This window comes from Amycolatopsis alkalitolerans, from assembly GCF_006152065.1.
Taxonomy (GTDB): Bacteria; Actinomycetota; Actinomycetes; order Mycobacteriales; family Pseudonocardiaceae; genus Amycolatopsis_E; species Amycolatopsis_E alkalitolerans.
In genome coordinates, this window is sequence record NZ_VDFW01000001.1 from 267,394 (window position 1) to 282,150 (window position 14,757).

13 protein-coding genes and 1 pseudogene are annotated in these 14,757 nt (G+C 68.1%); 10 read left to right on the forward strand and 4 right to left on the reverse strand.

Annotated elements, in window-relative coordinates; translation table 11 throughout:
- Nucleotides 1-5 precede the first annotated feature (5 nt).
- From FG385_RS01200 to FG385_RS01215, 5 genes and pseudogenes are all read left to right on the forward strand, one after another.
- On the forward strand, nt 6-1,724 hold the full coding sequence (locus tag FG385_RS01200) for an RNA-binding domain-containing protein (protein ID WP_235022301.1): 1,719 nt from the start codon (nt 6-8) through the stop codon (nt 1,722-1,724).
- A 70-nt stretch (nt 1,725-1,794) separates the two neighbouring features.
- A pseudogene (locus FG385_RS01205) lies at nt 1,795-2,319 on the forward strand (acyl-CoA dehydrogenase family protein); the annotation flags it as partial.
- The gene (locus tag FG385_RS35515; RefSeq protein WP_407645443.1) at nt 2,210-2,557 is read left to right on the forward strand and encodes an acyl-CoA dehydrogenase; all 348 of its coding nucleotides are present in this window, start codon (nt 2,210-2,212) and stop codon (nt 2,555-2,557) included. The pseudogene FG385_RS01205 and the gene FG385_RS35515, both read left to right, overlap by 110 nt.
- Nucleotides 2,557-2,739 (forward strand): hypothetical protein, encoded by a 183-nt coding sequence (locus FG385_RS01210; protein ID WP_139094683.1) that lies wholly within the window; start codon nt 2,557-2,559, stop codon nt 2,737-2,739. The genes FG385_RS35515 and FG385_RS01210 overlap by 1 nt, the downstream gene beginning before the upstream one ends.
- Nucleotides 2,727-2,945 carry an STAS domain-containing protein gene (locus tag FG385_RS01215; protein ID WP_139094684.1) on the forward strand — a complete coding sequence of 73 codons (219 nt, stop codon included), beginning with the start codon at nt 2,727-2,729 and terminating at the stop codon, nt 2,943-2,945. The genes FG385_RS01210 and FG385_RS01215 overlap by 13 nt, the downstream gene beginning before the upstream one ends.
- Before the next feature lie 19 nt (nt 2,946-2,964).
- On the opposite strand, the gene trhA is transcribed toward FG385_RS01215, so the two are convergent.
- Entirely contained in the window at nt 2,965-3,606 is a 642-nt protein-coding gene (gene trhA, locus FG385_RS01220) for a PAQR family membrane homeostasis protein TrhA (RefSeq protein ID WP_139094841.1), read from the reverse strand.
- A gap of 143 nt (nt 3,607-3,749) precedes the next feature.
- On the opposite strand from trhA, the gene FG385_RS01225 reads away from it, so the two are divergent.
- Together FG385_RS01225 and FG385_RS01230 are read left to right on the forward strand one after the other, a co-directional pair.
- Entirely contained in the window at nt 3,750-4,526 is a 777-nt protein-coding gene (locus FG385_RS01225; RefSeq protein ID WP_139094685.1) for an isoprenyl transferase, read from the forward strand.
- Between the two features lie 451 nt (nt 4,527-4,977).
- On the forward strand, nt 4,978-6,264 hold the full coding sequence (locus FG385_RS01230) for a PhoH family protein (RefSeq protein WP_139094842.1): 1,287 nt from the start codon (nt 4,978-4,980) through the stop codon (nt 6,262-6,264).
- A gap of 19 nt (nt 6,265-6,283) precedes the next feature.
- Here the strand turns inward: FG385_RS01230 and guaB1 are convergent, their stop codons facing one another.
- Nucleotides 6,284-7,723: a GMP reductase gene (gene guaB1 / locus FG385_RS01235; protein WP_139094686.1), complete on the reverse strand. Its 1,440-nt coding sequence runs from the start codon at nt 7,721-7,723 to the stop codon at nt 6,284-6,286.
- Between the two features lie 34 nt (nt 7,724-7,757).
- On the opposite strand from guaB1, the gene FG385_RS01240 reads away from it, so the two are divergent.
- Nucleotides 7,758-8,195 (forward strand): DUF309 domain-containing protein, encoded by a 438-nt coding sequence (locus FG385_RS01240; protein WP_139094687.1) that lies wholly within the window; start codon nt 7,758-7,760, stop codon nt 8,193-8,195.
- Nucleotides 8,196-8,218: 23 nt separating this feature from the next.
- Here the strand turns inward: FG385_RS01240 and FG385_RS01245 are convergent, their stop codons facing one another.
- Nucleotides 8,219-8,830, reverse strand: coding sequence for an MBL fold metallo-hydrolase (locus FG385_RS01245; RefSeq protein WP_139094688.1), 612 nt, complete (start codon nt 8,828-8,830; stop codon nt 8,219-8,221).
- Between the two features lie 10 nt (nt 8,831-8,840).
- Nucleotides 8,841-9,869 (reverse strand): L-glyceraldehyde 3-phosphate reductase, encoded by a 1,029-nt coding sequence (gene mgrA / locus FG385_RS01250; protein WP_139094689.1) that lies wholly within the window; start codon nt 9,867-9,869, stop codon nt 8,841-8,843.
- A gap of 90 nt (nt 9,870-9,959) precedes the next feature.
- Here mgrA and FG385_RS01255 point away from each other — a divergent pair, with 90 nt between their 5' ends.
- Both FG385_RS01255 and FG385_RS01260 read left to right on the forward strand, forming a co-directional pair.
- Nucleotides 9,960-11,471, forward strand: coding sequence for a CehA/McbA family metallohydrolase (locus tag FG385_RS01255; RefSeq protein ID WP_327436805.1), 1,512 nt, complete (start codon nt 9,960-9,962; stop codon nt 11,469-11,471).
- A gap of 168 nt (nt 11,472-11,639) precedes the next feature.
- Nucleotides 11,640-14,702 (forward strand): S53 family peptidase, encoded by a 3,063-nt coding sequence (locus FG385_RS01260; protein ID WP_160148700.1) that lies wholly within the window; start codon nt 11,640-11,642, stop codon nt 14,700-14,702.
- Nucleotides 14,703-14,757 lie beyond the last annotated feature (55 nt).

Genomic DNA, 14,757 nt, shown 5'->3' on the forward strand with positions numbered 1-14,757 from the left:
AAACGATGGCCAGGACGTTGGCCGAGCTGAAGGCCGTGCTAAATGGCAAGTCCTCGGCGAAGGTGGAGACCGAGAGGCTCGACTTCAAGGAGCAGAAGTCGAACTTCAAGGAAGCCTGCAACGACCTCGCCGAGGCGGCGGTCTGCTTTGCCAACGGTAGCGGAGGCGCGATTGTCGTCGGTGTCGTCGATGGCGAGTCGGGAGATGCCGCCTTCGTTGGATGTGATCTTGACCCCGCGATCCTTCGGTCGAGGATCCATCAGCTCACCAACCCCGGGTTGCTGGTGGACATCGATGTGGTCGAGTTCTCGGGAAAGCGTCTGCTGGAGATTCGGGTTCCGGAAGGGCTGGAAGTCTACTCGACCACGAAGGGGTACACCTACCAGCGAATAAACACGGACTGCGCTCCCATGAGACCGGCCGATGTCGCTCGATTGACCGAGGAACGTCGTGGTATCGATTGGTCGGCTGCGTCGAGTGGTCGGCCGGTTGACGAGGCGGACCCACTGGCGTTGAGGTATATCAGGCGTCTCTTGGCCAGTTCGGCGGACCGGAGTAGGCAGCAATACGCCGAGCTCGGCGACTTGGACCTGCTCAGGGTATTGAAAGCCGTCGGAAATGACGGGCTGCTCACCCGGTCGGGCGAGATCCTGTTGTGCGCGCCGGGCCCCGGCGCTTCTGACGAGGTCGTAGTGTACCAACACAAGCGTACGCAATCAGGAGAAATTGATTCCATCGCCAGGCTTCCGGCGCCGGCCGTCACCGCCTTCGAGGAGCTGATACAGTTAATCCGGGCCAGGCAGGGAATTACGCCTGTCACACTTCCTGACGGTCAGCAGTTGCAGATAGAAGATTATCCATCGGGGGCTGTGCGTGAAGCTATTGCGAATTCCTTTATTCATGGCGACTGGCGGCTTCGGGTTCCGATTCAGGTCGAGCATTCGCCGCAATATCTTCGTATCGACTCTCCTGGGCCGTTGGTATCAGGTATCATGACCAGCAACATCTTGACCCATGGATCGCGGGCACGGTTCCCCGCACTGGCTGCTGGGTTCAGAACTCTGGGGCTTGCCGAGGAAGTCGGGCAAGGGGTCGATCGAATGTATCGCGAAATGATTCGATCCGGCCGGGACATTCCGATAATTTCCGAAGATCCAAGCCGTGTTTCGGTCCTGTTTCGTGGTCAGCCGCCGAAGGTGAGAATAACCAAGTTCCTGGCCACTTTGCCGGCGCCGGAACAGAATGATACCGATACTTTGCTGATCGTTCGCCGCCTATGTGACAAGCGAACTGTCAAGGCGGATGCCGTAGCCAGTGAGATTCAGCGCAGCAATGAAGAGGCGCAGGCTGTCCTCCTGCGCTTGTCTGCTCAGCCGGGCAACATCCTGGAGCCGACGCGTGGAACGATGAATCGACGATTCCCGTCGTATCGTTTACGTGCAGAAGTTGTCGCTCAATTGGGAAACGCGGTCGCCTATCATAGCAGGGCCATTGATGACATTGATAATAAAGTCATCGATCACATCAATGACTATGGTGAGATAAATAATCGTACAATACAACGGCTATTCGATGTGGATGTCTATCAGGCACGCGATATTCTGCGCGATCTTGTTGGGCGGGAAATAATAGCGCGCACTTCGACGCAGAGGCGAGGTGTCGCGGTCAAGTACTCGGCAGGCCCGAGGTTTCCGGATAACAGACGGCGCAGGAAAAGCCGATAGGGATTCGTCGAACCAATTGGAGTGGCCGGACCTCGGTTGAGCGCTGCGAACTCGCTCCCGCTGGGCGACGCTGTGCGGTACGAACCCGTTGACGGTCGTATTGGGCGGACGCTGGGCGGCGCTGCGGCGCGACGTCCGGGCGCAGCAGGCGGCGAACGGCTACCTGGAGCCGCGTGACGCGGGCACCGAGGAGTACCGGGCCTGGGTGCTCGAGCAGCTGCGTACGCTGGCGAAGACCGGGCATCCGCGTCTCGGATTCGCCCGCGAGTACGACGGCGGTGACATCGGCGCTTCGGTCGTGTCGTTCGAGATGCTCGGGTACGGCGATCTGTCGCTGATGGTCAAGGCCGGGGTGCAGTGGGGACTGTTCGGCGGGGCCGTGCAGCTGCTCGGCACGCAGCGGCATCATGAGCAGTACCTGGCCCGGATCATGGACCTGGACCTGCCGGGCTGTTTCGCGATGACCGAGTCGGGCCACGGCTCGGATGTGCAGCACGTGTGCACGACAGCCACCTACGATCGGCGGGCGCGCGAGTTCGTCATCGACACGCCGGATTTGGGGGCGCGTAAGGATTACATCGGCAACGCGGTGCGGCGACGCCACGGCGGCCGAGCTGCTGGGCAAGCTGCGCGATCTGTGCGCCCTGTCGGCGGTCGAGGAGGACCGCGCGTGGTTCCTGGAGCACGGCCGTATCACCGCTTCGCATACGAAGGCGGTGATCGCGGCGGTGAACGACCGGTGCCGCCAGCTGCGGCCGCGCGTCCGGGAATGGTGGACACCTTCGCGATCCCGGAGGCGTTCCTGCGGGCCGAGATGCTGGAGGACTGATTGATGACACGATCGCGTGTGTCCGAGCCGAGTGACGAGCAACTCGAGATCACGCAGCGCCAGGTCGAGGACGCGGTGGCGCTGACCGTGGTCGGCGAGATCGATTTGAACACCGCCCCGCAGCTGGACGCGCCGTTCGTCGTGCGCTTTCTCAGTCACCGCATGGGCCGTGTGTGGTCGATCTGAGCAGGGTGGCTTTCCTCGGCTCGTCCGGATTGAAGACCCTGGTGCGCGCCGCGAGCGAGGCCGAGCGGCGCCGGGAGCCACTGCGGATCGTGGTGGATGCGAACCGCCCGGTGATCCGCCCGATCGAACTCACCGGCCTGGATCAGGTCTTGGCGCTCTATCACGGCGTCGACAAGGCACTCGTCGGCGATTCACAAGAGCGGTGACGATCGCCGCTGCCTGGAGCTACGCGTACAGCGCGAGCCAGATCGCGATGTAGTGCGAAATCGCCGCTAGGACGGTGCAGGCGTGGAAGAACTCGTGGTATCCGAACGTGTCAGGCCAGTGGTTGGGCCAGCGGATGCCGTAGAAGATGGCGCCGACCGTGTAGAACAGGCCGCCGACCAGCAGTAACACCAGGGCGGCGAGACCGGCGTGGCGCGCCAGTTCGGGGAGTACGAAGATCGCGACCCAGCCCAGTGCGATGTAGATCGGCACGCCGAGCCAGCGCGGCGCGGACGGCCACAGCATCTTCAGCGCGACGCCCGCGAGCGCCCCGCCCCAGACGACGCCCAGGATCACCCAGCCGGTCGGCTTCGACATCGACAGCACGGTGAACGGCGTGTACGTCCCCGCGATGAACAGGAAGATCATCGAGTGGTCCGCGCGCTTCATCCACTTGTACCCGCGCGGGCTCCACAGCCGCCGGTGGTACAGCGCGCTCACCCCGAACACGCCCATCACCGTCAGGCCGTACACCGAAGTGGCGACCGCCGCCGTGCCCGAGACGGTCGCGCCCGCGACGGCCACGAGCGCCACGGCGCAGACGAGCGCGCCGAAGAACGACCAGAAATGCAGATGACCGCGAAGGCGCGGGCGGGTGTCCACAACCGGGGACGCAGTCTCGACCGTCACACACCTGAGGTTACGGGACCGTAGGTCTTATTCCCGTGAGCGTGGCGGGAACCACGCTCCACTCTCCGGGCGGTCGGAACCGCGGTCTCACACCGTCCTGCGTACGCTTGGTCGACGTGAGCCTTCGCGCTATCGGGTCCCGTATCGCCTACACCGTCTACGGGCGGCGGCTGATCCAGCAGGCCGCCGGAAACCACCCTCGCCATATCGCGATCATGCTGGACGGCAACCGGCGCTGGGCACGCGAAGCGGGGTTCACCGATGTGGCCGACGGGCACCGCGCGGGCGCCAAGAAGATCGCGGACTTCCTGTCCTGGTGCCGCGAAGCCGACGTCGAGGTCGTCACGATGTGGCTGCTGTCGACCGACAACCTCTCCCGCGCGCACGAAGAGGTCGAGGCGCTCCTCAAGATCATCGTCGACGTGGTCGACGAGCTCGCGGCCCCGGAGAACCCGTGGCGCCTGCGCATGGTCGGCGCGCTCGAGCTCCTGCCGGCCGACATGGCCCGCAGCCTCAAGGCGGCCGCCGCGCGCACCGACGGGCGCGACGGCATGGAGGTCAACATCGCGGTCGGCTACGGCGGCCGCCAGGAGATCGCCGACGCGGTCAAGAAACTCCTGCTCCAGCACGCCGACGAGGGCACGTCGATCCGAGAGCTCGCCAAGATCCTCGACGTCGACCACATCTCGGAGCACCTGTACACCTCGGGCCAGCCCGATCCGGATCTCATCATCCGAACCTCGGGCGAGCAACGCCTTTCGGGCTTCCTGCTGTGGCAGTCCGCACATTCGGAGTTCTGGTTCACTGAGGCGTACTGGCCCGCGTTCCGCCGGGTCGACTTCCTGCGGGCGATGCGTGATTACGCCTGGCGGCACCGCCGATTCGGTACTTGACATCACCGGCCGGGTCGGCCACTTCGTTTCAGATCTACCGTCGGTGAGGTGACGAGTTGGCGAATCACCTGCCTGGCTGCCTGCAAGATCCGTGATTCGCAGGTAACTTCCGTGGTGATGGTCCGTGACCTTGCGGACCATCGCGGGAGGCCCTGGACGTGGCGGTAGTTGACGGAACGACGGCGGTACCAGCCGTGACGTCGTTCGCGCAACACACGAGGGGGTCGGCACCCGGCCCTCGTGGCCGCGCCCGCTGACGCAAACCAGCGTCGGAAGGCGGACGGCCAGCCAGGGTGGTGCCCGGCCCAGCGAGTGCGGGCGTGGTGCCGCGCCTGAGGGAGATGCCGTCGTGACTGCGCAGCGTTTGCCCCGAAAGCCCGCGTCCGGTGCGGAAGGCGCCGGAGAATCAGCGGCTGGTCCGCAATCGGAGGAAATCCAGCGGCACACCTATGTGCTCGACACCTCGGTCCTGCTTTCGGACCCATGGGCTGTCACCCGGTTCGCCGAGCACTCCGTCGTGCTGCCACTGGTCGTGATCAGCGAACTGGAGGCGAAACGGCATCACCCCGAGCTGGGCTGGTTCGCGCGGGAGTCCCTGCGCCTGCTCGACGACCTGCGCCGCACCCACGGCCGGCTGGACTCGCCGGTGCCGATCGGGGACGCCGGCGGCACCCTGCACGTCGAGTTGAACCACTCCGACCCGACCGTGCTGCCGCCCGGATTCCGGACCGACTCGAACGACCACCGGATCCTCGCGTGCGCGCTCAACCTGGCCGTCGAGCGGACGAGCGTCACCCTGGTGACGAAGGACATCCCGCTGCGGGTCAAGGCGGGCGCGGTCGGGCTGGACGCGGACGAATACCGTGCGCAGGAGGTGACGCCCTCGGGCTGGACCGGGATGGCGGACGCGGACGTGCCGCAGGAGGCCATCGACGCGCTGTTCCAGAACGGTGTCGTCGATCTCGCCGACTACGGCCGGCCCGAGATGGCCGAACTGCCGTGCCACACCGGGTTGCGGCTGCTCGCCGGCAGTTCGAGCGCGCTGGGGCGGATCACCCCGGACAAGCAGGTGCGGCTGGTCCGCGGCGACCGGGAGGCGTTCGGCCTGCACGGCCGGTCCGCCGAGCAGCGTGTCGCGCTCGACCTGCTGCTCGACCCCGAGGTCGGCATCGTCTCCCTCGGCGGCCGGGCGGGCACCGGCAAGTCGGCGCTGGCGCTGTGCGCGGGCCTGGAGTCGGTGATGGAACGGCGGGAGCACCGCAAGGTCGTGGTGTTCCGCCCGGTCTACGCCGTCGGCGGCCAGGAACTGGGCTACCTGCCCGGTTCGGAGAGCGAGAAGATGCAGCCGTGGGCGCAGGCGGTGTTCGACACGCTGGGCGCCCTGGTCAGCCAGGAGGTGCTGGACGAGGTCTTCGACCGCGGGATGCTCGAGGTCCTGCCGCTCACGCATATCCGCGGCCGGTCGCTGCACGACGCGTTCGTGATCGTCGACGAGGCGCAGTCGCTGGAGCGCAACGTCCTGCTCACGGTGCTGTCCCGGCTCGGCACGGCTTCGCGAGTGGTGCTGACGCACGACGTCGCGCAGCGCGACAACCTGCGTGTCGGGCGGCATGACGGCGTGTCCGCGGTGATCGAGAAGCTGAAGGGCCACCCGCTGTTCGCGCACGTCACGCTGACCCGGTCCGAACGTTCGCCGATCGCCGCGCTCGTCACCGAGATGCTGGAGGACCACGGGTGAGCCGGACGGCCGCCCCCTCTCACCAACCGGCGGGGAGGGGGCGGCCCTCGGCGAACCCGGCGGCGGACTGCACGCCGAGCGTCGCGCGCTCGTGGAACTCAGCCGTCGTGCGCGCACCGGCGTAGGTGAACGAGGACCGCACGCCCGCGCAGATCGAGTCGATCAGGTCCTCGACGCCGGGCCGCGCCGGGTCGAGCAGCATCCGCGAGGACGAGATGCCCTCCTCGAACAGGGCCTTGCGGGCGCGGTCGAAGACGTTGTCGGTGCGCGTGCGCCCGGCGACGGCGCGTTTGGACGCCATGCCGAAGGACTCCTTGTACGGGCGGCCGTTCTCGTCGTAGCGCAGGTCGCCGGGCGATTCGTGGGTACCGGCGAACCAGGAGCCGACCATCGCCGCGGAAGCCCCGGCGGCCAGCGCCAGCGCGACGTCCCGCGGGTGCCGCACCCCGCCGTCGGCCCACACGTGCTTGCCGAGTTCCGCGGCCGCGGCGGCACATTCGGCGACGGCGGAGAACTGGGGGCGGCCGACGCCGGTCATCATCCGCGTCGTGCACATCGCGCCGGGGCCGACGCCGACCTTCACCACGTCCGCGCCCGCCGCGATGAGATCGCGCGTGCCCTCCGCGGTGACCACGTTGCCCGCGACGACGGGCACCTGCGGCGATACCGCCCGCACGGCCTCGAGCGCGGAGATCATCTTCTCCTGGTGGCCGTGCGCCGTGTCCACGACGAGCACGTCGATCCCGGCGGCCAGCACGGCCTCGGCCTTGGTCGCGACATCGCCGTTCACGCCGACGGCGGCGGCGACGCGCAAGCGGTTGCGCGAGTCCACGGCGGGCGTGTAGATGCCGGCGCGCAGCGCGGCGGTCGGGGTGAGGACGCCGACGAGCTTGCCGTCGCCGTCCACGCCGAGCGCGAGCCGGGCGCCCGCCGCGTGCAGGTGCTCGAACACCTCACGCGCGGGCGTGTCGAGGGGCAGGGTGACCGCGGGCGGCTCGGCGACCTCCGACAGGCGGGCGAACCGGTCCACCCCGGCGCAAGCGTTTTCGTCCACGATGCCGACCGGGCGGCCCTTGTCGTCGACCACCACGACGGCACCGTGCGCGCGCTTGCCGACGAGGTTGAGCGCGTCCGCCACGGCGTCGCCGCCGGTGACCACGAGCGGGGTGTCCCAGACGGTGTGGCGGCTCTTCACCCAGCCGACGATGTCCGCGACCGCGGCCGGGTCGACGTCCTGGGGCAGCACCACGAGGCCGCCGCGGCGCGCGACCGTCTCGGCCATCCGGCGGCCGGCCACTGCGGTCATGTTCGCGACGACGATGGGGATGGTCGCGCCGGTGCCGTCCACGGTGGACAGGTCCACGTCGAACCGGGACTCCACGTCCGAACGGTTCGGGACGAGGAACACGTCGTCGTAGGTCAGGTCGTGAGCAGGGCCGTGGCCCTCGATGAAACGCACGAGTACCCAGAATAGGTCATGGGACAATGGGCGCATGCCCGACCGCGATCGAGACGCCGGAGGCAGGGCCCGTAACGCCCGCCCGCGTGACGGGCTGGGCAGGCCGTTGCCCTATGGCGCGCCAGGCGTCGAGCGCCAGCCCGAGGGGGTCGTGCGCACCCCGGAGGAGACGATCACCGAGGCCCAGCGGCTGCTGGGGGAGGGCAAGCCGTTCCACGCACACGAGGTGTTCGAGGACGCCTGGAAGTCCACCGATGGGCCGGAGCGGGAGCTGTGGAAGGGGCTCGCGCAGGTGGCGGTCGGGCTGACGCATCGTGCCCGCGGGAACGCGAAGGGCGCCTCGGCGCTGCTCGCGCGCGGCGCCGAGGCGATCGAGCCGTTTGCCGCCGAGGCGCCTTACGGCATCGACGTCACCGGCTTGGTGGCCTGGGCCCGCAACGGCGCCCCCGGCCAGCCCCGCCTGCTCGCCTGACCCGCACTCTCCACGCTCGCCGGTTACGTCGGGACGTTCGCGCGTTCGGCGCCGATGGTGGTCGACTGGCCGTGGCCGGTGTTGACCACCGTGGCATCCGGCAACGCGAACAGCTTGGTGCGGATGGAGTTCACGATCGTCGGGAAGTCGGAGTACGACCGCCCGGTCGCCCCGGGGCCGCCGGAGAACAGCGTGTCCCCGGTGAACACGGTCGCCAGCTCCCGCGAGTACAGGCACACCGCGCCCGGCGCGTGCCCGGGCGTGTGCAGCACGGACAGGTCCGTGCCCGCGATCGTCAGGATCTGGCCGTCCTCGAGTTCCGCGTCCGGTGCGATATCCGAATGCGTGAGATCCCACAGCACCCTGTCGTCCGGGTGCAGCAGGATCGGCGCACCGGTGCGCTCGGACAGCGCGGGCGCGGCGTTCACGTGATCGTTGTGCGCATGCGTGCAGATGATCGCCCGCACGACCCGGTCACCGATCGCGCCGGCGATCGCGTCCGCGTCGTGCGCGGCGTCGATGACGAAGACCTCGCGGTCGTCACCGATGAGCCACACGTTGTTGTCGACGTCCCAACGGCCGCCGTCCAGCTCGAACACGCCGGACGTGACCACGTTCTCCACCCTTGCCGTCATGCTCACGACCCTACGACTCGCTCGAGCGCGCCCACAGGTTCAGACCCGAATCGGTGGCGTGCTTGTCGATCTCCGTGAGCTCCTCAGCGGTCAGCGCGGGCGCCCGCAGTGCGGCGATGTTCTGCTCGAGCTGCCGCACGGAGGACGCGCCGATCAGGGCCGAGGTGACCCGCGGATCCCGCAGCAGCCAGGTCAGCGCGAGCTGAGCGAGGGACTGACCGCGCCGCCGCGCGATCTCGTCGAGCGCGCGCAGCTTTTCCACGTTCCGTTCGACCGACGCCGGATCGAGCGACTTCCCTTGCGTGGCACGAGAACCCTCGGGGATCCCGTTCAGATACCGGTCGGTGAGCAGACCCTGCGCCAGCGGAGCGAACCCGATGCAGCCCGCGCCCTCCTTCTCAAGCACGTCGAGCAGGCCGTCCTCTTCGATCCAGCGGTTGAGCATCGAGTACGACGGCTGGTGGATCAGCAACGGCACCCCGTGCCCGCGCAGGAGCGCGGCCGCTTCACGCGTGCGCTCCGCGTTGTACGAGGAAATCCCGACATACAGGGCTTTTCCTTGCTGCACGGCGGAAGCGAGCGCGCCCACGGTCTCTTCGAGCGGGGTCTCCGGATCGAAGCGGTGCGAGTAGAAGATGTCCACGTAGTCGAGGCCCATCCGGCCCAGCGACTGGTCGAGGCTCGCGAGCAGGTACTTGCGGGAACCCCATTCGCCGTACGGGCCGGGCCACATGTCGTAGCCCGCCTTGGTCGAGATGACCAGTTCATCCCGGTACGGGCGGAAATCCTGCGCCATCAGCCTGCCGAAGTTGGCCTCGGCCGAACCATAGGGCGGGCCGTAGTTGTTGGCCAGGTCGAAATGCGTCACGCCGAGGTCGAAGGCGCGGCGGAGGATCGCGCGCTGCGTCTCGAGCGGGCGGTCGTCGCCGAAGTTGTGCCACAGGCCCAGCGAGATCGCAGGCAGCTTGAGGCCACTGCGGCCCGTGCGCCGGTAGGTCATTTCTTCGTAGCGGTGCTCATCGGCACGGTAATGGGTCACGTTTTACAGCCTAGTCGTTCAGCGGGTGGACACCTGCTGGACGGATCCGGATGAAAGCGTGCGGGTATGTGCATGAATTGTGGGGAAGGCGTGTCCCGCCGTGGGTTCCTGGCCGCGGCGGGTGCGGGGGCGGGCCTGGCCCTCGCTCCGATGACGTTCGCCGAGGCGGCCGAAGGATCGCACACGCAGGTGCTGACCGGCCATCTCGACCAGGGTGTGCCGGACTTCGTGTACCTGCCCGTGCAGGTGCCGAGCGGGGTCAGCCAGATTTCTGCCGTCTACAGCTACGACAAGCCGGCAGTGCCGTCCGGAACGCCCGGAAACTCGTGTGACATCGGGGTTTTCGACGCGCGCGGCACGAAACTCGGCGGGGCGGGTTTCCGCGGCTGGTCGGGTGGGTTCCGTGACCGGTTCTCGATCAGCCGCGCCGAGGCCACACCGGGTTACCTGCCCGGCGACGTCATGCCGGGCACCTGGAACATCGTCCTCGGGCCGTACCAGGTCGCCCCGCAGGGGATGAACTACCGGGTCGAGGTCACCCTGACCTACGGCGATCCGGGCGCGCCCTTCGAGCCGCACTACCCGCCGGTCAAGGCCCGCGGCCGCGGCCGCGCCTGGTACCGCGGTGACTGCCACCTCCACACGGTGTACTCCGACGGGAAGCGCCTGCCGGCCGAGGTCGCCGCGGGCGCGCGGGAGGCGAAGCTCGACTTCATCACCTCGACCGATCACAACACCTCGTCCTCGCACGCCGTATGGGGCGAGTTCGCGGGCGACGATCTGCTGATCATCCTCGGTGAGGAGGTCACCACCCGCAACGGGCACTGGCTCGGGCTCGGCCTGCAGCCGGGGCAGTTCATCGACTGGCGCTACCGCTCGACGGACGGCGCGGTCGGGGACTACACGCGTGCGATCCACCGCGTGGGCGGCCTGTGCGTGGCCGCGCACCCGTACTGCCCGTGGATCGCGTGTGCCTTCAAGTTCGGCTACGACGGGTTCGACGTGGTCGAGGTGTGGAACGGCCCCTGGACCTGGGACGACGACGCGACGGTGTCCACATGGGACAACAAACTCGTGGAAGCCGTCCGGGGCAAGGGAAACTGGCTGCCCGCGATGGGCAACAGCGACGCGCACAACCCGGGCCAGGTGATCGGCCTGCCGCAGAACGTGGTGCTCGCGGACAATCTGAGCCGCGATGCGGTCCTCGCCGGGCTCAAGGCGGGCCGCACCTGGATCGCCGAGTCCGCCGGCGTGGACCTGACGTTCGCCGTTTCCGGCCCGCGCGGCCAGTCCGCCGGTATCGGTGAGCGGCTGGACGTCGGTGACAACGACAGGATCGCGGTGCGGCTGGACGTCAAGGGCGTGCCGAACGGCACCATCCGGCTGATCACCGACGAGGGGCAGATCCTGCAGACGAGCCTGCCCGCGAGCGGGACCGGCACCGTCACCTGGCTGACCACGCCCGCCGTGTCGAAGTACGTCCGCGCCGAGGTGCGGCATCCGCTCGAGAACGGCAGCGCCGGCGCGCCCGCACTCTCGCCGGGGCTCAACTTCGGAGCCATGGCCGCGATGACGAACCCCATCTTCCTCGGGCGCGGCTGATCGGCGTAACGGCGGAAATCGTTATCTGACAGGGGCGACAGGGCGCATTCCATCTGTTAACTTTCCTCCGTTCCGTCGCACTTCTGGGGGATGGAGCCGGGAAACGATTCCCAGTCCCCCGCTCGGGGGTTGTGCGACATCAGTTTTTGTTTTCCGGAGGAGGTTTCCGTGGCGCGCTCTGCCGCCCGACGATGGAACAGATACCGGCCGGTGATACTCGCCGCGGCGATTGGTCTGGGCATTTCGGTCGCCCAGGTTCCCGTTGCCGGTGCGGCGGTTTCTCCCGAGTTGCGGCCGGTCGGTTCGGTGCCGGCCGTACCCCACGGTGCGGCACGGCTCGCCGCGCCGGCCGCCGATCAGCCGGTTCAGCTCAATGTGGAACTGGCCCCGCGCGACCCCGCCGCGCTGCAGGCTTTCGTGACCGCGGTGTCCACTCCGGGCTCCCCGCAGTACCGCCAGTATCTGAAGAAGGGCCAGTTCGCCACCACGTTCGGGCCCAGCAAGGCTTCGATCGACACGGTGACCGAGGCCCTGAAGGCACAAGGGCTGCAGCCCGGCCCGGTCAGCGCGGACGGGCTCTCCATTCCGGTGCACACCACAATCGGTGAGGCGGCTCGCGCGCTGCACGTCGGCTTCGCCGGGTACCGGCTGGCAGACGGGCGGACCTCCTACGCCAACACGGACGCCGCCGAACTGCCTTCGACCGCGGCCGCGGTCGTCACCGGCATCGTCGGGCTGAACGACCTGGTCAAACCTGTCGCCCATCACACCAGGTCGAGCCGGACCGTGGCGGCGCCCACCTCGGCTTCTTCGCCGTTCCAGCCGAACACCGCCACGCCGTCGTACTGTTCGGACATCAAGAACGTGCTGGCCAGCAACGGATTGACCGACACCCAGGACTACTGGGAGCCGGCCACGCTCTCGGCGAACTACGCCTACGGTACGTCCCAGCTGTACAACCAGTACGGCAACATCGGCAGCGGTGTCAACGTCGGTGTCTTCGAGTTGGAGAATTACTCCCAGGCCGACATCGATGCGTTCAAACAGTGCTTCGGCCTCCGCACCTCCGTCTCGGCGGTCAAAGTGGACGGTGGCCCGACCGCGCCGGCGGACATGAACACCGGCGTCGGCCTTGAGTCCGCGCTGGACATCGAGATCCTCGCCGGGCTCGCCCCGGGCGCCGGGATCACCGTCTACCAGGGACCGGACAACCCGTCGCCCGCGCAGTACCTCGACGTGTACCGGCGCATGGTCACCGACGACTCGGTGCAGGTGATCTCCACTTCGTGGGGCATCTGCGAGCCGAACCTGCGTGACGTGGACCCGACCCTGATGAGCTCGGAAGCGACGATCTTCCAGACCGCGGCGGCGCAGGGGCAGACCGTGGTCGCCGCTTCGGGCGACTCCGGATCCACCGACTGCTACCAGGGCGCGGGCAGCCCGCACGGCAGCGAACTGGCCGTCGACGACCCCGCGGCGCAGCCGAACGTCCTCGGTGTCGGCGGCACTCGCATGACGCTGCCCTCGGGCGGCAGCTCCGTCGTCCAGTCCACCTGGAACACCACCGGAAACCCGTCCGGCGCGAGCGGCGGTGGCGTTTCCCCGAACGAGGTGCTTTCCGGTGCCGCGAACTACCAGAGCGGTGTCCAGGGTGCCGGCTACAGCAACGTCTGTGGGGCCGCCTCGGGCGAACAGTGCCGGCAGGTGCCCGACGTGTCGGCGCTCGCCGATCCCAGCACCGGCTACCTGGTCGCCTACGGCCACGACGCCACGTCCCAGTACTGGACCATCATCGGCGGCACGAGTGGGGCGGCACCGCTGTGGGCCGCGATCATCGCGCTGTCCGACGCGAGCCAGTCCTGCGCGGCCAATGGAGCGGTCGGGCTGGTGAACCCCGCCCTGTACCAGAACGCGAACCTGCTGACCGACGTGACCACAGGCACCAACGTGATCCCGGATTCCGGGTACACCGGGAATCTCTATTCCGCCGGGACGGGCTATGACCTCGCGACGGGGCTGGGCACACCGAAGGCCCCCACCCTCGTCGAGGCCCTGTGTGCCGCCAAGCCGGCGTCGGTGGGCAGCACCTTCACGGCCGTGGCTCCGACCCGGGTGCTCGACACCCGGTCCGCGATCGGGACTTCGGGCACCGCACCCCTGGGCGCCGGTGCCACGCTCCCGTTGCACGTCACCGGTGCGAACGGGGTGCCCTCGAGCGGCGTGACGGCCGTCGTGCTGAACGTGACCGCGACCGAGCCCACCGATTCGGGGTTCCTGACGCTCTACCCCGATGGGCAGCCGCGTCCGGCGTCGTCGAACCTGAACTTCGTGCCGGGCGAGACCATTCCCAACCTGGTCACCGTTCCGGTCGGGTCGAACGGCGTGGTCGACATCTACAACAAGTTCGGCACGGTGCACGTCGTCGCCGACCTTTTCGGCTACTACGCGACCGGTGCCGGCAGCTTGTACAACCCGCTCACACCGGCTCGGGTGCTCGACACCCGGTCCGCGATCGGGACCTCGGGCACCGCGCCCCTCGGTACGGGCGCCACGCTTCCGTTGCAGGTGACCGGTGCGAACGGGGTGCCCTCGAGCGGGGTGACGGCCGTGGTGCTGAACGTGACCGCGACCGAGTCGACCGACGGCGGGTACTTGACCCTTTACCCTGACGGGCAGTCGCGTCCGGCGTCGTCGAACCTGAACTTCGTTGCGGGGGAGACGATTCCGAACCTGGTCACCGTTCCGGTCGGGTCGAACGGTGTCGTCGACATCTACAACCGGTTCGGCACGGTGCACGTGATCGCCGACCTGTTCGGCTACTTCACCAGTAGCGGCACCGGGTACAAGTTCCACACCTCGACCCCGCAACGGTTGCTCGACACCCGCAGCGGTCAGGGCGTGGCGCCCGGCCAACCGGCGCCGGTCGGGGCGGGCGGGGTGCTCGCGCTCCCGCTGACCGACACCGCCGGTCCCGGGAACGCGGGCCCGCTGGCGAACGCCGCCGGGCTCGTGCTCAACGTGACGGTGACCGGATCCACCGATGGTGGGTTTCTCACTGTCTATCCCTCCAATGTGGCCCGTCCTGCCTCGTCCAATTTGAACTTCGTGGCGGGACAGACCATTCCCAACGCGGTCGTGACAGCCGTGAACGGCTCCGCGATCGATTTCTACAACCGGTTCGGCACCGTCCAGGTGATCGCCGACCTGTTCGGTTATTACGCGTCGAACTGAGTCACGTACTCTGCTTGGGGCCCCGTTCCGGCGGGGCCCCAAGCAGGGGACAAAG